This window comes from Flavobacteriales bacterium, from assembly GCA_021296215.1.
In the GTDB taxonomy this organism is placed as follows: domain Bacteria; phylum Bacteroidota; class Bacteroidia; order Flavobacteriales; family ECT2AJA-044; genus ECT2AJA-044.
This window is the reverse complement of the sequence record JAGWBA010000026.1, coordinates 1-20,562: the sequence shown is the minus strand read 5'-3', so window position 1 is coordinate 20,562 and position 20,562 is coordinate 1. Positions and strand designations below refer to the sequence as shown.

The 20,562-nt window shown below is 48.0% G+C and carries 14 protein-coding genes; 6 read left to right on the top strand and 8 right to left on the bottom strand.

Annotated elements, in window-relative coordinates:
• The first annotated feature begins 19 nt into the window (after window positions 1-19).
• Window positions 20-691, top strand: a complete 672-nt coding sequence (locus J4F31_05985; protein ID MCE2496111.1) for a helix-turn-helix transcriptional regulator — start codon at window positions 20-22, stop codon at window positions 689-691.
• On the opposite strand, the gene J4F31_05980 is transcribed toward J4F31_05985, so the two are convergent.
• From J4F31_05980 to J4F31_05950, 7 genes are all read right to left on the bottom strand, one after another.
• Complete coding sequence (locus J4F31_05980; protein ID MCE2496110.1) at window positions 692-1,786, bottom strand: efflux RND transporter periplasmic adaptor subunit; 1,095 nt, start codon at window positions 1,784-1,786, stop codon at window positions 692-694.
• Between the two features lie 20 nt (window positions 1,787-1,806).
• Window positions 1,807-3,069, bottom strand: coding sequence for an ABC transporter permease (locus J4F31_05975; GenBank protein MCE2496109.1), 1,263 nt, complete (start codon window positions 3,067-3,069; stop codon window positions 1,807-1,809).
• Window position 3,070: 1 nt separating this feature from the next.
• Window positions 3,071-4,306 carry an ABC transporter permease gene (locus J4F31_05970; GenBank protein ID MCE2496108.1) on the bottom strand — a complete coding sequence of 412 codons (1,236 nt, stop codon included), beginning with the start codon at window positions 4,304-4,306 and terminating at the stop codon, window positions 3,071-3,073.
• Between the two features lie 2 nt (window positions 4,307-4,308).
• Window positions 4,309-4,974 carry an ABC transporter ATP-binding protein gene (locus J4F31_05965; GenBank protein MCE2496107.1) on the bottom strand — a complete coding sequence of 222 codons (666 nt, stop codon included), beginning with the start codon at window positions 4,972-4,974 and terminating at the stop codon, window positions 4,309-4,311.
• Window positions 4,975-5,004: 30 nt separating this feature from the next.
• Window positions 5,005-7,413, bottom strand: a complete 2,409-nt coding sequence (locus tag J4F31_05960) for an ABC transporter permease (GenBank protein ID MCE2496106.1) — start codon at window positions 7,411-7,413, stop codon at window positions 5,005-5,007.
• 1 nt (window position 7,414) lies between these two features.
• On the bottom strand, window positions 7,415-8,086 hold the full coding sequence (locus J4F31_05955; GenBank protein ID MCE2496105.1) for an ABC transporter ATP-binding protein: 672 nt from the start codon (window positions 8,084-8,086) through the stop codon (window positions 7,415-7,417).
• Window positions 8,087-8,200: 114 nt separating this feature from the next.
• Window positions 8,201-8,344 carry a hypothetical protein gene (locus J4F31_05950; GenBank protein MCE2496104.1) on the bottom strand — a complete coding sequence of 48 codons (144 nt, stop codon included), beginning with the start codon at window positions 8,342-8,344 and terminating at the stop codon, window positions 8,201-8,203.
• Window positions 8,345-8,732: 388 nt separating this feature from the next.
• Between J4F31_05950 and J4F31_05945 the strand changes: the two genes are divergently transcribed.
• From J4F31_05945 to J4F31_05935, 3 genes are all read left to right on the top strand, one after another.
• Window positions 8,733-10,103: a sigma-54-dependent Fis family transcriptional regulator gene (locus tag J4F31_05945; protein ID MCE2496103.1), complete on the top strand. Its 1,371-nt coding sequence runs from the start codon at window positions 8,733-8,735 to the stop codon at window positions 10,101-10,103.
• Between the two features lie 28 nt (window positions 10,104-10,131).
• Window positions 10,132-11,445: a GHKL domain-containing protein gene (locus J4F31_05940; GenBank protein MCE2496102.1), complete on the top strand. Its 1,314-nt coding sequence runs from the start codon at window positions 10,132-10,134 to the stop codon at window positions 11,443-11,445.
• 65 nt (window positions 11,446-11,510) lie between these two features.
• Window positions 11,511-12,509, top strand: a complete 999-nt coding sequence (locus tag J4F31_05935) for a DUF3365 domain-containing protein (GenBank protein ID MCE2496101.1) — start codon at window positions 11,511-11,513, stop codon at window positions 12,507-12,509.
• Between the two features lie 4 nt (window positions 12,510-12,513).
• Here the strand turns inward: J4F31_05935 and tsaD are convergent, their stop codons facing one another.
• Complete coding sequence (gene tsaD / locus J4F31_05930; protein ID MCE2496100.1) at window positions 12,514-13,536, bottom strand: tRNA (adenosine(37)-N6)-threonylcarbamoyltransferase complex transferase subunit TsaD; 1,023 nt, start codon at window positions 13,534-13,536, stop codon at window positions 12,514-12,516.
• Window positions 13,537-13,581: 45 nt separating this feature from the next.
• Between tsaD and J4F31_05925 the strand changes: the two genes are divergently transcribed.
• Window positions 13,582-17,931, top strand: coding sequence for a translocation/assembly module TamB (locus J4F31_05925; GenBank protein MCE2496099.1), 4,350 nt, complete (start codon window positions 13,582-13,584; stop codon window positions 17,929-17,931).
• Between the two features lie 194 nt (window positions 17,932-18,125).
• Window positions 18,126-20,462: a catalase/peroxidase HPI gene (gene katG / locus J4F31_05920; protein MCE2496098.1), complete on the top strand. Its 2,337-nt coding sequence runs from the start codon at window positions 18,126-18,128 to the stop codon at window positions 20,460-20,462.
• Window positions 20,463-20,562 lie beyond the last annotated feature (100 nt).

The following is a 20,562-nucleotide window of genomic DNA, read 5'->3' as shown; positions in this document are numbered from 1 at the left end:
ATCAACGACATTAAGGAATATGGCCTATCCGAACGTACGGATCTTGATCGATGAAAAGGTTTTTCTCAAAAATCCGGAGAGCAGTAAGCTCGGTAAAAGGATTCTTGAGGGGGCGATCGAGATGATTGCCCAAATCGGTTTTGAGCAGTTTACCTTCAAGAAACTTGCTGAGCGTATAGAGAGTACCGAAGCATCCGTTTATCGCTATTTTGAAAACAAGCATAAACTGCTGATCTACCTAATGACCTGGTATTGGGATTGGATAGATTATCAGATCATCTTCGTAACGAGCAACATCGAGTCCCCGGAAAAGCGATTGAGGAATTGTATCGAGTTGCTAAGCCGCCCAATTCAACTGGATCAGACCTTTGAGCACATAAACGAAAAAGCGCTTTATAACATCGTTATTAGCGAGTCGTCAAAGGTCTATCTCAACAAAGAGGTTGACACAGATAACAAAGAAGGTCTTTTTGCCAGTTACAAGCGTTTTGTCGATCGCGTGGCACAAATAATTCTTGAAATTAACCCCGATTACAGGTTCTCACATGCCTTGATCTCTACAGTTGTAGAAAGCGTGCACGACCAGAACTTCTTTGCTCACCATTTACCAAGTTTGACCGAGGTGAAGAAGAACGAAACAGAGAGAATCGAAGAGTTCGTTAAGGAACTCGTATTTAAGGCGATTTCCTGATTAAGAACGCACTGGACTATTCCAAACCTTGATCTCATCATCAGGTCCAAGTCCTTCTTGAACTTCGACGATGATACCATCGGATAGACCCGTTTTGATCTCGCGACGCTCGTACTGATCTTCACCAACTTTCACCTCCACGTAGGGTTTACCCTCTTCGAACTGTAAAAGTGACTCTTTGATGGTCAATACTGAATCGGCTCGAGCGAGTACGATATCCGCATTGGCACTGTAGCCAGCCCGAATGAAAAGCCCTTCGCGCAATACCATATCCGCTTTGATCTCGAACTGAATGGCCCCGTTTTCTTCAACACCTTTCGGCGATATGTATTCGAGCTCTGCATTGAATTGTTCATCTTGAAGAGCACCGATGTTCAAGATCAACTCCATACCTGTTCTGATCTTGCCTACTTCAGACTCATCGACCTTTCCTTCAAAGATCATTTCTCCCAAATCGGCCACGGTAGCGATGGTAGTTCCGTCGTTGAAAGTATTTGCTTCAATAACAGAGTTACCTTCTTCAACCGGCACATCCAATACGGTACCGTTGGCGGTGCTGCGAACGAGTGTGTTGGCCGTTTCTCCTGCCTTCTTAGCTGCTCCTTCCTTAATTATCTCGAGGTTCGACTCGGCCGCTGCCAGTTCTTCCTGAGCGTTACGGTAAGCGATCTCAAAGTCTTGATAGGTGGCATCAGCAATGATTCCCTTCTCGTGCAACTCTTTGTTTCGATCGTAGTTGAGCTTTGCCGCATCAAGTGATATCTGCGCTCTGTTCAACCGATTTTCCGCGGCATTAAGCTGTGCCATATCTGGAATGACCTTGATACGCGCAATGAGATCCCCCTTTTTAACTTCATCACCGGCTTCAACATATAAGACATCGATGATACCCGATACCTGAGGCTTGATTTCTATCTCTTTACGAGGGATAATGGACCCTGTAGCCACGGTCTTTTTAATAACAGAGCCTTTCTCAGGCTTGGCCGTATTGTAGGTCATCTCTGGCTCAACGGACTTCTGATACAAAAAGTAGAAAGTATAGCCCACTAAAGTCACCGCTATGAGGATGAGAAGAATTCGAAGTACTTTTTTCATATTCGGGTTAATTGTTTCTGTTATTCTGTTCTAAGGGCATCGACCGGTCTGATCTTTACGGCACGATGCGCTGGTATTAGTCCGGCCAAAGCACCGGAAATAATCAAAATGATTAGCGAAATAAAAACGATTCCAAACTTTACCTCGGGATCTCTAAAGGATCCCGTATCCATATTGAATTGTACTAACGCTTGACCTACACCTTCCATGAGCCAGACGCCGGCCACCAATCCGGCAATTCCGGCCAAGGAGGTTAAAACAACAGATTCTTGAATGATTTGACCCATTACTTTCCATGGTGTCGCACCTAACGCTCGTCGAACTCCGATCTCCTTGGTTCGCTCTTTTACGATGACCAACATGATGTTACTCACACCGATTACTCCGGCAATTAGGGTTAATATGCCTACGAAGAAAGAAAGTGCTTTGATGCCCGTAAACAAGTTGTTCATTCGCTCGTATTCCTCTTCGAGGTTATTTGATCCAAAAGCTCGTTCGTCGTTGGGATGCACGTTGTGCCGCTCCTTGAGTAAGGCCAATACCTTTTCCTGCATTTCAGACACTTTCACCTTGTCCTCGGACATTAACGCCATCCAACCAACTCGATCACCTCTGTTGAATGCTTGAGCGAATGTCGTAAAGGGGATATGGATCATCTGAGTTTCTTCCAAAGCATCTTCCCCGGACTTTACCGATTTAAACAATCCGATGACCTGAAAGTATACCCCACTGATTTGGACGTAAGAACCAATTACCTCTTCTCCGGGATCGTATAACGCATCGTAAACCGCCTCACCGATCACACAAACCTTTCTTCGTTCTTGAAGATCCGCTTCATTGATGAACCGACCTTCAGACATGTTCCGAAGCTCAACTTCCGCATATCCGGGCACATCAGCGTAAACGCTAAACGCACCTGTGCGCAATCCTCGAATAACGTTATTCGCTCCTTGCCAACCTCCCAATTGATTCCTGGGGCAAACCAGCTTCGCTTCAGGGATATTGTTGTAAATGGCATCAACGTCATCCAGTCTTAGACTGAAATAACGACCTCTAGGCAGACCTTTATATGGTATCGAAGTTCCCTGTGTCCAGAGGAACATGCTATTAGTGGCCATATCACCAAAGTCCTGACTAACTCCATTTTGCAAACCTCTGCCGCTGGCCAGCATAATGATCATCATGAATATGCCCCAAAAGATTCCAAATGCTGTAAGAATTGAGCGGAGCTTATTTTTGGAGAGTACCTCCCATATTTCTTGCCAACGATCTCTATCGAACATATTATTCGTCTCTTAAGGCTACAATTGGTTTGATGCTAGCCGCTTTTCGCGCGGGGAAAAAGCCGGCAAGCGATCCTGCAACAATCAATAAAATAGTCGCGTAAATAGCCACGTTGATATCAACTTCTGGATTTTTGAAGAAGGGAGTTCCTTCAGGCATTAGCTTGTTTACACCCTCCAGCAGTCCGATTCCAAGCATCAACCCGATGTAGCCACTTAATGTGGTAATGAAAATAGATTCTTGGAGGATTAGTGAAACAATGGATAGGGGAGTAGCACCAAGAGCTTTTCTAACTCCAATCTCCTTAGTTCGTTCTTTCACGATGATCATCATGATGTTACTGACCCCAACCACTCCGGTGATAATGGTAAAAATCCCAATCACCCAGATGAAGATGCGCATACCACTAATGACGTTCACGATGTTAGCGAACTCTTCGTTGTTGTTTCTGATATTTAGCCCCCGTTGATCTCTGGGGTCAACCACCAACCTTTCTTTAAGATCCCTTTCGATATTCGCCGCGAGGTCCATGGTTTCCATTAAACTCAGATCCCCTGTAGAAACCATCATCATGTCGAACTCATTGCTCCCTCCGTCAAATACACCTTGAGAGGTACTCACCGGAATATAAATGGAGCGCTGTTCCCACTGGCTGCCGACGTCATCCGAAACACCCACGACCTTGAACGGGATACCGGATATATTGATGTATTCTCCAATGGTGCTCTTTTGGCCAAATAGATCTTGCTGAACCAACTTTCCAATAACAGCGACTTTTCTGGCTTCTTGGATGTCGATGTCGTTGAGGTATCGACCTGAGAGCATCTGGGTCTTTTCGAGGTACTCGTGCCCTGGATGACAACCACGAACACCGTATGACCCATACTCGCTCTTGTAGCTGACGTTTACGCCCCAAACCCAATCGCGAGCTGTAGCTCTATCAATTCCTTCGTAAGTGTTCAAGAGGTAGTCGTAGTCTTCGTTGTACATCTTAACGCGCCTACCTGGCTTAAAACCCTTGTATTCCATGGTCGTTTGACCAGGGCGGATCCATATACTGTTGATGGCGTCGTCGTTGAACATAGACTCGACGCCATTGAAGATCCCTTGACCACTTCCAAGCAATATGATCAACATGAATATTCCCCATCCGACACTAAAACCGGTCAAGAACGTCCGCAGCTTATTCTGGCGGATCGTAGTGAATATCTCTTGCCATTTATCTAGGTCGAACATGCTCAGGCTGCTACTATTATTCCGTCCTTAAGTTTGATCACGCGTTGGGTCATGGCCGAAATGTCGTTCTCATGGGTCACGATGATCACGGTTATTCCCTCGGCATTGATCTCCTTGAATAGGTTCATTACCTCGCGAGAGGTGACCGAATCCAATGCTCCCGTAGGCTCATCAGCCAAGATCACCTTCGGCTTGCTGATCAATGATCGCGCGATCGCAACACGTTGTTTTTGTCCGCCCGAGAGCTCATTTGGCATGTGCTCCGCCCAATCCTTTAACCCAGCCTTATCCAAGTATTCCATGGCGAGTTGATTTCTCTTCTTACGAGGAACCTTTTGATAGTACAACGGCAAAGCCACGTTTTCCAGAGCATTCTTGAACGAGATCAAATTGAAACTCTGAAAAACGAACCCGATGAATTGGTTGCGGTAGTACGCCGCTTTCTTTTCCGACAGATTCTTCATGAGCACATCATTCAAATGATAGCTGCCATTATCGTGCTCATCGAGTAATCCAAGAATATTGAGGAGAGTAGACTTACCTGAACCCGAAGACCCCATGATAGACACGAATTCTCCCTGTCCTATATCCAGGTCAATGCCCTTCAGCACGTGCAGAGAATTATGTCCCATTTGGTAGGACTTATTGAGGTCTCGAATTCTGATCATTTCTTTCATGCGGCCAAAGTTATTATTTCCTTATTCATATCGCAGGGATTGAACAGGAGTAGCAAAACTCGTTCTTAAGGTTTGTATGCTCACAGTAATTAAAGCGATCGCCAAGGCGATGACAGAAGACGAAATAAAGACCCACCAGGGAATTTCAATATGATAAACAAACGACTGAAGCCAGAGATTCATTGCAAAGTAGCTAATGGGCCACGAGATCAGAATGGAAATACCTGTGAGATATCCGAATTCCTTGGTGAGTAGTAGCCATGTTTGGCCAGTGGTAGCTCCAAGTGCTCGTCTGATCCCTATTTCCTTGGTACGTAATTCAGAATTGTACAGTGCTAGTCCGAATAACCCCATGCATGCGATCCAAATGCTCATTATCGTAAAGATCAAGAACAACTGACTAAGCCGTTTTTCTTCGGCATACATCTCGGCGAAATCATCTCTGAGTAGCGTATACCTGAAAGGGTGAGAGGGCTCTATTTTATTCCAGTATTTCTCGATGCCGGCAATGCTTTCATCCCACTGTGACGGATCGATACGAATCACTGTAAACCAAGTCATGGGATCGTAGTAAAGGATCATGGGCTTGATCTCTTGATCAAAACCGTCAGTGTGGAAATTCTCGATAATGCCAAGGACCTGCATTCGCTCATCGATGTATTTGTTCGAATAATTAATCTCCGTTCCTAAAGGGTCTTCAAGCCCTAAGAATTCCACCGCTTTTTGATTAATGACGACACCACCAAGTTTAGCAGTAGATAAAGTGGGTTCTTCTCCGAGGAGGAGTTCGATCTCCATGGTTTCCAAGAAATCGTCATCGACCCCCATGAACCACATGGGGTAGGTGAGTTCGGAGTTGCCCACCTTGAAGATCCCTTGGACCATTTCCATTACGCCCGGAATGTGCGACCCTCGCGAAATAGACTCAATTCCCGGAACCGACTCCAACATTCCGTCTTTGATGTCGTGGAAGTTCTCAGTCACGAAATCGGTTTGAATGGGAACTACGATGACCTGTTCTGGCTGAAAACCGAGATCTTTCTTCTGCATGTACTTGAGCTGGCGAAACATGACGCTCAATCCTATGATTAAACTCAAACTTATACTAAACTGAATGATCACTAGGACTCGGCGCGTCAAAAGACCACGCTTCCCGCTCTTGAACTGTCCCTTTATTATTTGGGATGGATCGAATGAACTTAAGTATAGGGCGGGGTAGCTCCCTGAGAATACCCCGACCATAAGTGCGAGAAACACAAAGACTACGGCAACCCAACCATATCCCGAGCCAAACAGCTCAAGGCCTTGGGATCCCATGATCCTGTTCAAGCTGGGTAAGGCTAATTCAAGCAACATCAACGCTATGACCAAGGCGATCACACTTTGAATGATGGCCTCGGTCAAGAACTGCCGAACGATCAACGGACGATGCGCCCCTACGACCTTCCGGACTCCAACTTCTTTCGATCGACTCGAACTTCGTGCGGTCACCAGGTTCGTGAAATTGATCCCGGCAATGATCAAGACCAGGATTCCGATCACGGCAAGTATGTAGAGATACTCTACATTACTGTTAGGTTTAAGCTCGAACTGCAGATTCGAATGAAGGTGAATGCGCTCAATGTTCTGATAACCATACTCATAAGAGTTTCCTTGTTGAATAAATTCTTCTGGCGTAAGGTTGAGTTGATCCACCAAAGCGTCCTTTAGCTCGGCGTATGCATAGTGGTTGATCTTGTTAATTACCTGATCCGGATCACCAGATTCTGTCAATTTAAAATAGGTGCAATGACCGTTCTCGATCCAATTGCCTCTAAGCTCGTTCGAGGTCATGAGTACATCGTACGAAAAGTGTGCATTCCCCGGCATCGGAGCCATGACTCCCGCAACGCGGTAATCCCAACGATCGTCGTAGTTCAGGTACTGCCCAATGGGATCTTCATTTCCGAAAAATGCCTTGGCGATGCGCTGTGAGATCACACAGGTACCTCTGTGCGATAACACCTCTTTCGGATGGCCCTGAATCAGGGGTATGGAAAAGACATCGAAAAAGTTGGAGTCGGCATAGGCTACATCCGCTACGTAAATCTTGAGATCGTCGTGCTGAAACATGATCTCCTGCCGGATAGGGCGAAAACGAGTCGCGGATTCAACCTCGTCGAATTCAGTTCTCAGAACATGCGCCATCTCTGATGGTGTAGTGGGTGAGTTGATCTCTTGTCCGAGGAAATTGCCATCGATGTATACACGGTAAATACGGTCCGAATCGTCCCACCACTTATCGTAGCCCGTCTCTTCAAAAATGTAGAGTATGATGAACAACCCACAGGCCATTCCAAGCGCAAGACCACTGATGTTGATCAGCGAGTATACCCGGTGTTTCTTGAGGTTGCGCCAAGCTACCTTTATGTAGTTCTCCAACATGGTCATATCACCACACTTCTTGTACTATAGCACCATCGCGCATTTTGATCAATCGCTTTGCATATAATGCATCGCGTTCCGAATGTGTAACCAATACGACCGTGGTGCCGTGGTTATTAACCTCAGTGAGCAACTCCAGAATTTCTTCACCACTTTGTGAGTCCAAATTTCCAGTGGGCTCGTCGGCCAACAGTATGTTTGGTTGATTCACCATCGCCCGCGCCATCGCCACTCGCTGTTTTTGTCCGCCCGAAAGCTGATGTGGGTAGTGGTGCTTGCGATGCAGCAAACGCATGGTCTCGAGCAACTCCTCCACCAATTCACGTTTCTCCTGAGCACTCCGTTTGGTGTAGATCAAGGGTAATTCTATGTTCTCATAAACGGTAAGTTCATCGATCAGATTAAAACTCTGAAAAACGAACCCGATCCGATGCTTCCTCCAGCTCGCCGCAGTTCTTTCGTCTAACGCAGACACGTCCTGACCATCTATATACAAACTTCCGGCCGTAGGCCGATCTATCAAACCCAGTATATTCAGCAAGGTGGACTTTCCGCAGCCCGAAGGCCCCATGACCGCCACGAACTCTCCCGATTCAATGGTAAGATTCATATGGGTCACCGCAGTAGTTTCGATGTCGAACATGCGGAAAACCTTGAACAACTCTTGGGTCTGGACAATGGGCTGATTCATGGACTCAAGTTATGACAATGCACAAAAAGGTCCTCCCCGATGTGCGGGAAGAACCTGGTTGTGTCAGCGTGTTTCTGAAACAAACGCTATGGAGTATGTCATTTATTCGACTCTAAAGCTGAACGTCATGCTCAATACTTTGCCGCGTAGGTCGTCGCCCGCAGCTAAGGTCATACCATTCAATTGCGCAGTTAAAAAGTCTTGGATGTAGCGCTCGCCACTCATGACGTTGAGCACTTCAACCATTCCGCGCTCGTCGATGCGGAAAAAGACCTTGGCCTGAGCATGAACGATATCATTCGCCTTCAGTTCAGGGGTTGATAAATTCGTTTCGATTTGGTTTTTAACAGTCCTTGAGGCCGTTTCACCGACTTTGGCGCTCGCTCCGAATACTTAGTCCGGTCATAAGGGCACCTAGGATCAATGATTTCATGGGGTAAAGTGTTAAGTGTTTCTGCTTTGTTTCCGATCCTGTACTTTCAATCGGTGTGCCATACTGCTTAATATGCTGTAAACTAGGTTTGTATGTGTGTTCACTGCCTGCGGCAGGATGTGAAAATGTTTCGTTTTGAAACAATTTTTTGTTCCAGTGTGAAACACTTTTCCTACATTCATCGGGCGAAAATCATTCACTATGTCTCAAGAACAGAGCAAACTTTTGATCATCGACGACGACCAGGATGTGTTGCTTTCGGCGAAGATGGTGCTTAAACGCCATGTCGATATCGTCCGAACCTCTAACGATCCAAGTAATATCGATGAGTACCTAAGTCACGATAAATACGACGCTATTTTACTCGACATGAACTTTACCGTAGGTGCCATCGGTGGTAAAGAGGGTTTTCATTGGCTTTCGAGAGTAAAAGAGATATCTCCCGAGACACAAGTGATCCTCATGACAGCCTATGGCGATATCGACATTGCCGTACGGGCCATGAAAGAAGGGGCTACCGATTTCGTCGTGAAACCCTGGGACAATGAACGACTCCGGGCTACAGTGGCCTCAGCCATACGTTTGGGGAGAAGCGAAAAGGAGATCAAGAATCTCAAACGCAAAACATCGGCCTTGACAAAAGACATGGATCAGCCGTTCAGCGATATGATCGGGCAGTCCGAAACCATGCAGGAAGTCTTTTCGACCATTCGGAAGGTGGCCAAAACAGATGTGAACGTTCTGATCTTGGGAGAGAACGGAACTGGTAAGGAGGTCGTAGCCCGCGCTTTACACCGCAGTTCATTGCGAAACGATCAGATCTTCGTGAATGTCGATCTCGGGGCCATTACGGAGTCGTTGTTCGAATCGGAGCTATTTGGCCATGCCAAAGGAGCCTTTACGGATGCTAAGGAAGCCCGAGCGGGCCGATTCGAACTAGCCCATCAAGGAACGCTCTTTCTCGATGAGATTGGAAACCTCAGTATGCCCATGCAAGCCAAGCTCTTGACGGCACTGCAAAACAGAATGATCAACCGTGTAGGGGAGAGTAAACCTCGAAAGGTAGATATCCGCTTGGTCTGCGCCACGAATATGCCTCTGTACGACATGGTGGAGTCGGCCGAATTCCGACAAGATCTTCTTTATCGTATCAATACCGTAGAGATCGTTCTTCCTCCTTTGCGCGAGCGACAAGACGACATTCCCGTCTTGGCCGATCACTTCCTTAAGATGTACAGCAAAAAATACCAAAAAAACCAGGTCGGATTGAGCAAAGATGGTCTTCGAAAACTGCAGCGCTACTCCTGGCCCGGGAATATTCGCGAGCTACAGCACGTTCTCGAAAGGGCGGTCATAATGAGCGATGGGCCCGAACTCGCCGGTGATGATTTTGTGCTTCAAGGCCGGGAAGTGAAAGTCGTGGAGGACGAATCGTTGAATCTCGAGGACGTTGAAAAGAAAGCGATCATCAGTGCTATAAAGAAACACGATTCCAACATGAGTGCAGTAGCCAAAGAGCTAGGCCTTGGTCGAACCACCCTGTATCGCAAAATGGCCAAGTATGGTATTTAGGCGCACCAGAGTTCATATCTTCATGCGCGTGGCGGGAATATTCCTGCTGTGCTGGTTGATAAATTACGCCCTTACTCGAACCGAGTGGGTGGTGATTACCGTGGTGGCTATTCTTACTCTTTTCTACAGCACGTATAACCTCTATCAGTACATCAATCGTGGCAAGCGCGAACTTGCCAGCTTCTTGCTCAGCATTCGATACAATGATTTTTCGGCAACTTACTCCACAGAAGTGGGCGGTAAAGCCGACGGTGAGCTCAAACGAGCCTACAATTCCATCATTCGAGAATTTCAAAAGGTCAAAGCGGAGCGCGAAGAAAAGGATCAATTTCTCCAAACCCTTCTCGAGCATATTGATTTGGCCGTTATGGCTATCGACGAACACGGTCAGTTGAAGTGGTATAACTCAGCGGCGAAGAACTTACTCAAGAAGCCCTACCTCCGGAATTTGGACGGTCTTTCCGAAGTGGATGAAACCCTGTTCAAAACCGTTCAAGACCTGCACAACGGTGAACGTCGGCTCATTAGACCGGTGATCGATGGCAGGGTAACTCATATTTCAGTGAGCGCAACCGAGTTCAAAATGCGCGAGCAGCAGTTCAAGATGCTCACCCTTAGTGATATACAAAGAGAGTTGGATCAAAAAGAGATCGAAAGCTGGCAAAAGCTCATTCGCATCCTGACCCACGAGATCATGAATTCTGTAACGCCGATCGTGTCTTTGACGGGCGTTGTGCAACAAATCCTCGACGATAACCGCACCAACGGTAACGAATCCCTAGAGTTGCCGGCCGATGAAGCCGACGATGTTAAACAAAGTATTCACACCATCGAAAGTCGAGGCAAAGGGCTTCTCAAATTCGTGAACACTTATCGCAGTCTGTCGAAGGTGCCTGAGCCGCTGCTTGAAAAGGTCGATCTCCGTAAACTAACCGAGCGCGTCCTCAATCTTTTGCGCGGCGATCTGGAATCAAAGAATATCGCCGTTGAGTTAGAAAGTAACACGGACGACCTCCTTGAAAACCTCGACCCCAACCTCATCGATCAAGTGTTGATCAACCTCCTCAAAAACGCCAAGGAGGCCGTGAAGGACACCGAATCGCCGCGGATCCAGCTGCTTTTCCAACGCGAATTCGGACGTTTGTGCCTCTACGTCAAAGACAACGGCCCGGGAATGGACCCAGAAACCCTCGAGCGCGTGTTTATCCCGTTCTACACCACCAAAGAACAAGGAAGCGGTATCGGTCTCAGCCTCAGTCGGCAAATCATGCGCCAGCACAACGGAAGCATACAGGTCAAAAGCAGCCCGGACCAAGGAACGACCTTCCGACTCGAATTCTAGTTTGTGTTACCAAAGTTACTGTGCGCCTGCGGCGCGATTGACAACTTTGGGTAAAATCCAGAGCTATGAACCATCGCAATTTCATCATCGCCATATTGAGCTTTTTCGTGCTCTCAGTATCCATGTCATGCAGCAATAAATCCGACAAAGGGTCAACCGATTCAGAAATTGAACTCACCGAAGAGGAGATCGCGGCCGGATTCCAACTGCTTGAGTCGAGCTGCTTCAGCTGCCATAGCCCCAATGCCGCCATGGACAACCGCATCGCTCCACCCATGGCCGCAGTCAAAAAGCACTACGTAAAGGACGAAACTTCCTATGAAGACTTTCGCGCTGATCTCGTCGCTTTCGTTAATGACCCTTCCGAAGAAAATGCCCAAATGCCCCGCGCCATCCGAAAATTCGTAGTAATGCCCAAAATGTCATTCGACTCCACCCAACACGAGCAAATGGCCTACTACATCTTTCATAACGAGCTCGAGGCACCCGAATGGTTCGAACAGCACTACCAACAAGAGCGCAAACGCCACGGTCGTCAAATGGGAAATAAGGGTTTTTCGAGCAACCAAGAGTATATGAAGCACGGAAAGCAAATTGCTATGAATACTAAGTCGGTCTTGGGCGGCAACCTAAAACGAGCCATCAATACCGATGGAGCGGCTTCGGCGATCGATTTTTGTAATACGCGCGCTATTCCTCTCACAGATAGCATGTCGGTCGAACTCAATGCATCGGTGCGGCGCGTGAGTGATAAGCCGAGAAATCCCAACAATAGAGCGAAGGGGCCGGAGTTGGCCTATATCCAGGCGACAAAAGCACTGATTACCAGTGGTGAACAGCCCAAGCCACAGCTTCAGGAGATCGACGGACGCATGGTGGGGTACTATCCGATCGTGACCAACGGAATGTGCCTACAGTGCCACGGCGTTCCCAAAGAACAGATCCTCGACGAAACCGTTGCGGCGATCAACGCCAAATACCCTGCCGATGAGGCCACCGGTTATGGCGAAAACGAACTCCGAGGAATTTGGGCGATCGGAATGGACAAGCAAGGAGGCGAATAAGAGCTTACTGCAATTTCATACGTGTCTTGGACCGCTGATCCAACGACCCAAATTCACCCCGCTCGTAGGCATAGTGACCCACGATCGCGATCATTCCGGCGTTATCGGTACAGTACTGGAATGTAGGAATATGAATTTCCCAGCCTAATCGGCTCGATGCATCGCTCAGCGCGTTTCTCAACCCCGAGTTGGCGGAGACCCCTCCGGCAATGGCCACATTGGTGATTCCGGTTTGTTCAACGGCCAAGGTGATCTTTTCCATAAGGATGTCGACGATACTCTTTTGAATACTCGCACAGATATCCTTCATATGCTCTTTTCGATATCCCGGCGTTTCTTTTTCCGCGTCGCGCAGCGTGTAAAGTATGCTCGTTTTAAGCCCCGAGAAACTAAAATCGAGACCGTCTATCTTGGGTTTGGAAAAGGTGAGGAAATTGGGGTCGCCATCTTGGGCATATCGATCGATGAGTGGTCCGCCCGGGTAGGGGAGCTCCAAGATCTTTGCGGCTTTATCGAAAGCTTCACCTGCGGCATCGTCGATGGTTTCCCCGAGCAATTCGAACTCTAACGGACCGTTAACTTTAACGATCTGTGTGTGTCCGCCCGAAACGGTCAAACACAAAAACGGCCCATTCGGAGTGGTCATTTCCGGGTCATCAATGAAGTGTGCCATAATATGGGCCTGCATGTGGTGTACCGGAATAAGTGGCCTTCCGCCCGCGAGGGCGAGACTCTTCGAAAAAGAGCTACCGACCAACAATGAACCCATGAGCCCGGGACCTTGAGTATAGGCAATGGCATCGACGTCGTTTATTCCGATATTTGCTTCGCGGAGCGCAGCGTCGACCACGGGAACGATGTTCGCTTGGTGCGCTCGGGAGGCGAGTTCGGGCACAACGCCTCCGAATTTTTTGTGAACGCTTTGATCGGCCACCACATTGGAACGGACTTTGCGATCGATCATAACGGCCGCGGAGGTTTCGTCGCAGCTCGATTCAATAGCGAGTAGGGTGATTGACTTGGACATGGCACAAAAGTACAACAAGGACTGAGAACACGTTGGCGTAAAATATTGATCCGCACACTTTCGCTTTTTGCGATCCTGTTTCTCCTAGGGGGAATACTGGCCTATACGCCGTGGGTTCAGACGAAGCTGGCTCAAGTATTGACCCAGCAGTTAGAATCGCGCCTCAACATTCACGTTGAGATCGATCGAGTTCATATGCGTTTCCTCAATAGCACTGATATCAAAGGGATCTACGTAGCTGATTTTCACGGAGACACGCTGCTGTATGCCGATCGAATACAAGCGCAGATCAATCATCTACGGTTCAGGAAAGGAGATTTCTCACTAAAGAGGCTCAACATTGAGTCACCCGTGATCAAGATCCATCGTTACGATGATGATCAACGATTCGATTATGAGATATTCATCGACCGGCTTGATCCGGATACCGTGACCGGAGCATCGGCGCCTTTTAGTTTGAGACTCGACAACCTGTTGTTAACCAAGGCCTCGGTGCATTACAAAGATGCTCAGGCTCGGCATCACCATGAAGGTTACCGGTTGCGGGATCTGTCGCTTGATTTCGGGGAGTTGTTTTACGAAGGTAAACGAGTGAATGCCGAGTTTAGAAGCGGATCGGGCTATGAGGATAAAGGGTTTGAGCTTAAGAAGCTGGAAGGGCGAATAGCCCATGCCGAAAACGTTTCCGAATTCGAGGGATTCAAACTACATACGGCAAAGAATGTGCTCGAATTGAGCGGCCGGGTAGAGGCTGATTCACTCGACACCCCGAGTTGGACCGAGCATCTGACCTGGGATGTGTCGGTCGACAGGATCGAATTCGACCCAACGGAATTTCGCGTGTACTTGCCGGGTGTACTCCGGGCCGAGCTGCAGAAAGCCGAGTTGAGTGGAAAAACAACCGGATCAATTGGAGACTTCGAAACGGATGATCTCTTTTTTAAGTACGGTCAGGCCACGGTCGTAGATGGAGACGTTGAGATGGTCGGTTTGCCCAATACGAACGAGCTTTACATCAATGCCACTGAACTCTATGCCCGTACGAGATGGTCCGATCTGGTAGAGGTCCAAAAGATCATTCCGCAACTCGTATTGCCTGCGGAGTTGGAGCCTTTGGAGTACTTAGTGCTCAATGGTTCATTCACGGGATACTTGAATGACTTTAAAGCGAATATGACGGTTCAGACAGCCCACGGGGGACTTCGCGCGAACCTCGACGCTTCCTATCCGGCCGACAGGCCGCTAGAAATGAAATACCAGGGAAAACTACGGGCGATCGATTGTAACGTTGGGGCAGTAATGGGAATTGAAGACTTGGGATCCGTGAATTTCAACTTGGAGGTCGATGGCTTCGGCTTGACCTCGGAGTTGTTGAATACCGATGTTTCGGGGCAGGTGAAGAGGTTCGAATACCGCGGCCACAACTACACCAACGGTGAAGTTATTGGGCATTTGACCCAGGGCTTATTCGTTGGACGGTTCAAGGTGAACGATCCTAAGTTAGCGTTCGATTTCGATGGCTCCATCGATATTCGCGATGAGCGTCCCGATCTGTATTTCGATCTCGACGTGATCACCGCCGATCTATTCGCCCTCGGCTTGGTTAGCGACAGTATTGGTTACCTGAGTACTTCGATGGTGGCTCGTTTTAGCGGAATCGGGCTCGACGATGCACGGGGTATGCTAAAGGTGAAGCGTACGAAATACGAGACTGAGGAGAGCGTGTATTTTGTGGGATATATGGACTTGGAATCGGCCTTTGTCGATGGGCAGCGAAAGCTCACGGTTGAGAGTGATCTGTTGCAGGGAAGGGCGGAAGGTGATTTCAAGATCAATACCCTTATTCAAAGTCTTCAGGGACATTTTAATCAGTATTTCACCGGGCTCGACGCACCGGAAGTGAAGAATAAACAGCGGCTCGACTACGAGTTCACGCTGTACAATACACTTCCGATCACCGAGCTCTTTTTTCGCGACCTGACCATTGAAACCGGAACGCGCATTTATGGTAGTTACAGCGATGATATGAATCGCTTACTCGTCAATTTGGAAGCTCCCGGACTAGATTATCAGGAGTATAGAATTCAACAGCCCAATCTGGTCATTGACGGAAATGGGCGTCGCTTCCAAAGTGCCTTGGCGATCGACTACATAGAGCTTCCCGACGGTACGCGTGTCGATACCTTTTTATTGGCGAACGATACACGGCGCGATTCGAGTCTGTTCGACATATATTGGACCTATATCGATAGTTCGAGCTTTGCCGGGTCCATTCATCCCTATATCACGTTCCTCGATTCGGCAAAATGGGCGGCGGGATTCCGACCGTCGACCATGTTTTATTTGAAGGACTCCATTGCGATCCCGGGCGGAAACCGAATCGTTGCCAATGGTAAGGAGGTCGAGATACGCGACTTGGAGTTTTACCACCTCGATCAGAATTTAGCTGTAAATGGCTATTTATCAGAGAATCCGCGAAAATCGCTCGACTTGCGTTTTGGGGGATTGCGGATCGAGTATCTGCAACCGGTCATTGATGATAAGGATACCCGCCTACACGGCGGGATAGAAGGTATGGTTCGCTTACTCGATGTTTATGACGAGTTTAACGTTATCGGAGATATCGCCATCGACAGTCTTTCTTTGAACGACCATTTTGTAGGTCGGTTCACCGCGGGGATGAATTGGAATGACGAAATGAACGCATTTGCCGTCAACGCTGATATTCACAGGGGAAAACTCCACGCTCTATCGGTCAGCGGAGCCTACTTCCCCGGGAATGTCCACGACCGTGTTCAGTTGCGTATGATCTTGGACAAGATGCGGGTCGATGCCGCTAGCAAGTATACCAACGCCTACTTGACCAACATGAGGGGAGCATTGGATGCGGAGTTGGAGTTGGTGATCGAAGGAAGGGAGATGTCACTCACGGGCTGGACCGAATTGCGAAAGGTTGGGTTTACTGTTCCCCAAACGGCGGTAGATTACAACGTTGATGGAGTGGCTCGAGTTGAATTCAATGAACGGAGTATTGATTTCGTCGATTTCAATTTTCGGGACAACAAACACCAGACACCGGGAGAGGTTTATGGATCAATAATGCATCGCGACCTTCGCAACTGGTTCTTTGATCTGCATGTTAAAGTTGACTCGACCTTGGTTCTGGATACAGAAGAAGGTGAATACTACTACGGCACGGCTTTCGGAACGGGAACCCTGGATGTCGTAGGATCTTTGAATCGACTGAAGATATTGATCGATGCTGCGGCTGAAAGAGGAACTGAATTTGCGCTGCCATTGGGTGGAGCCTCTTCTGTTAGCGAACACAGCTTTATCACCTTCTTGGACCGCTCAACTACCTCTTACGGCTCCGACGAAGCCGGGGTGCGTAAGAATCGGAATGCCGGTTACGAAATGGTGTTCGATGTCGAGATAAAGGAAGGAGTGGAGGTAGAGCTCATTTTCGACGAAACGGTTGGTGATATCCTTCGAGGAACGGGAACCGGTGCCTTCAATATCAGAATGGCCGAAGACGGGAGTATGACCATGAACGGCGATTATACTATTTACAGTGGAACCTATTTATTCACACTGCAAAACCTGTTCAGTAAACGATTCAATATTCAAAGGGGAGGAACACTAAAATGGACAGGTGACCCCTATGATGCCGACATAGATCTAACGGCGGTCTACCCAACCCGTGCAAGCCTGAAGCCCTTGGGGGTTTCGGATTCATCGCGCCGTAGACGACCCGTGGAGGTCGACATGAACCTCACCAATCGCCTGATGAAGCCAAATATCGACTTCGGCATTCGCGTGCCGAATGTCAATACGGCTCTACAGGAAGAAGTGCAACTGGTCGTGACTCGTGACGAAAATGAGTTGAATAGACAGATGATTTCCCTGCTCGTCATGGGCTCATTTATTACCCCTGAAACCTCGGCGAACGCCGGCGGAAATAACCTTTTCAATCAAGGCCTGACCGCTAATACGACCGAGATGCTATCAAATCAGCTATCTAGGTGGATCTCGGGTATCAATGAGAATATTGACGTCGGGGTAAACTACGAAGCCGGAAATGATCTCAATAGTGAACAGGTAGAGGTGGCCTTGAGTACTCAATTGTTCAATGACCGAGTATTACTTAATAGTAACATCGGTGTTCCTCTCGAAGGTGGAGAAAACACCTCGAACCTCGTTGGAGATGTAGAGGTAGAAGTAAAAGTTAGTCGCGATGGCCGGTTCAGGGCCAAAGCCTTCAATCGCAGTGATCAAAATGACCCACTATCTCAGCAGTATCAATACAAACAGGGAGTTGGGCTCGTATATACTGTCGATTTTGAAAACTTCGAAGAGTTTTGGCGGGCAATTACGGGTACTAAAAAGAATGAGTAAGGCCCGTATCTTATTAATTACCAAACATTTTAGACCTAACCGAGTTTATAGTTATATCCTTTGTTGGTTCGTTTGAACCGCTCTACTCATTATAGATTGCGCTTATATCGGTATTGACAATATCGCTTTTGAATATCGATTGAGGCTACCTAATTTAGCTCGTGAGTTTAGATCATAACCAAACGTTCCATAGAATGAAACAACTAGTATTTTCAGCCCTCATGGTAGCCGGTGCCGTGGCTTGGGGGCAAGCCAACTCCGAAATGGGTATGGAAGTCGAACGCTGCCCGGTAACCGGAGCAGTAGCGAGTGGAGGAAATAATCCACACGCTGTAACAACCCAGTTTACCTCACCACAGAATGCCGAGATGCGTGAAGGGCAAGATGGCCCGACCAATAGTGATTGGTGGCCAAGCAAGCTTGACCTTAGTGTATTGCGTCAGAATTCAGCTCTGTCTAATCCCATGGGAGAAGATTTCGATTACTACAAGGAGTTTTCTCAGCTCGACTATAATGCATTGAAAGAAGACATTCGGAATGTGCTAACCGAATCGCAAGATTGGTGGCCTGCCGATTGGGGACATTATGGAGGACTCTTCATTAGAATGGCCTGGCACAGCGCAGGAACATATCGCACAGGAGATGGACGTGGCGGATCTCGAGAGGGGCAACAACGCTTTGCGCCCATCAATAGCTGGCCCGATAATGCCAACTTGGATAAAGCGCGTCGTTTGCTATGGCCGGTTAAACAGAAATACGGTAGCTCCATTTCATGGGCCGATTTGATGATCCTCGCGGGGAATGTCGCCCTAGAGGACATGGGTTTTGAGACGGTCGGTTTTGCAGGTGGACGTGAAGATGTTTGGGAACCTGCGTCCAACGTTTACTGGGGGCCCGAAACTAAATGGCTCGCTGGTGACAAACGGTATTCTGAAGACCGAGAGTTGGAAAGACCTTTAGCTGCCGTTCAAATGGGGTTGATCTACGTAAATCCCGAAGGACCTGATGGAAATCCGGATCCGGTAGCTGCGGCTCACGATATTCGCGAAACCTTTGGCCGAATGGGTATGAATGATGAAGAGACCGTAGCGCTGATCGCGGGTGGACATACACTCGGTAAAACACACGGAAGGTCTGCAGCATCGGATATCGGTCCCGAGCCGGAAGCCGCACCGATCGAAGCGCAAGGCTTTGGTTGGGAGAACTCGAATGGACAAGGAAAAGGTCCTGATGCCTTCACTTCCGGTTTAGAGGTTATCTGGACGCAAACCCCAACCGAATGGTCGCACAGGTTCTTTACCAACTTATTCTTGTACGAATGGGAGTTGGAAGAAAGTCCAGCTGGTGCTAAACAATGGGTGGCTAAAGATTCAACGGCCAATGTACCCGATGCCTTCGATAAAAAGACCAAGCACCGTCCACGGATGCTTACAACGGACTTATCGTTGCGATTCGATCCTGAGTACGAGAAGATCAGCAGACGATTCATGGACAACCCCGCTGAGTTCGACGATGCATTTGCTCGCGCCTGGTTCAAATTGACCCATCGCGATATGGGACCGAGTACCCGTTACCTCGGACCAGAGGTTCCGCAAGAGGAATTCATCTGGCAAAACCCCATTCCAATGCCTGATTACACGCTTATTGATGCATCCGATGCGGAAATGTTGAAGGAAGAGATCATGAAAACGAATCTGAGCGTGTCAGATCTCGTAATCACCGCCTGGGCTTCTGCTTCGACCTTCCGTGGAAGTGATTTCAAAGGTGGTGCTAACGGAGCTCACATCCGATTTGAGCCCCAACGGAACTGGGAAGTCAACAACCCAAGCCGTTTGAACAAGGTCCTTGACGCACTAGAGACAATTCAAATGGAGTTCAACGAGAATAATGGTGATAAGCAAGTTTCCATGGCCGATTTGATCGTTCTCGGAGGAAATGCAGCTATCGAATCTGCGGCAAAAGAAGCAGGATATGATGTTGCAGTTCCATTTACTCCTGGCCGGGGGGATGCTTTAGAAGAGCAAACCGACATTGAAGGTATGGATGTCTTGGAACCAATGGCCGATGGATTCCGCAATTATACTAAGACTCAGTATACCTATACCACCGAAGAATTACTCGTCGATAAAGCTCAGTTAATGACCTTGACTGCGCCGGAAATGACCGTATTGGTCGGTGGCATGCGCGCACTAGATGCCAATTGGGACGGATCGGGAATTGGAATTTTGACCGACAATCCCGGTGAATTGACAAATGAATACTTCGTGAACCTTCTTGACATGAGCACAGAGTGGATGCCTGCTGATGATTCAAGAGAGATATTTAACGGAAAGGACCGGAAATCAGGTGATGTAAAATGGCAAGCTTCCCGGGCCGATATGATCTTCGGATCAAACTCAGAGTTGAGGGCCTTGGCCGAAGTCTATGCCAGTGACGATGCAAAGGAGAAGTTCGTCAATGACTTCGTGGCTGCATGGACCAAGGTCATGATGCTGGATCGTTACGATGTTCAAATGCAGGCATACCAATAAGATTTAATAGCCTAAACAAATAGAAACTGTATCAAAATGGAATCATTGATAAAATTGAATTTGACCGAATAAAATGGGGGTAAAACATTTTTGGATTCAA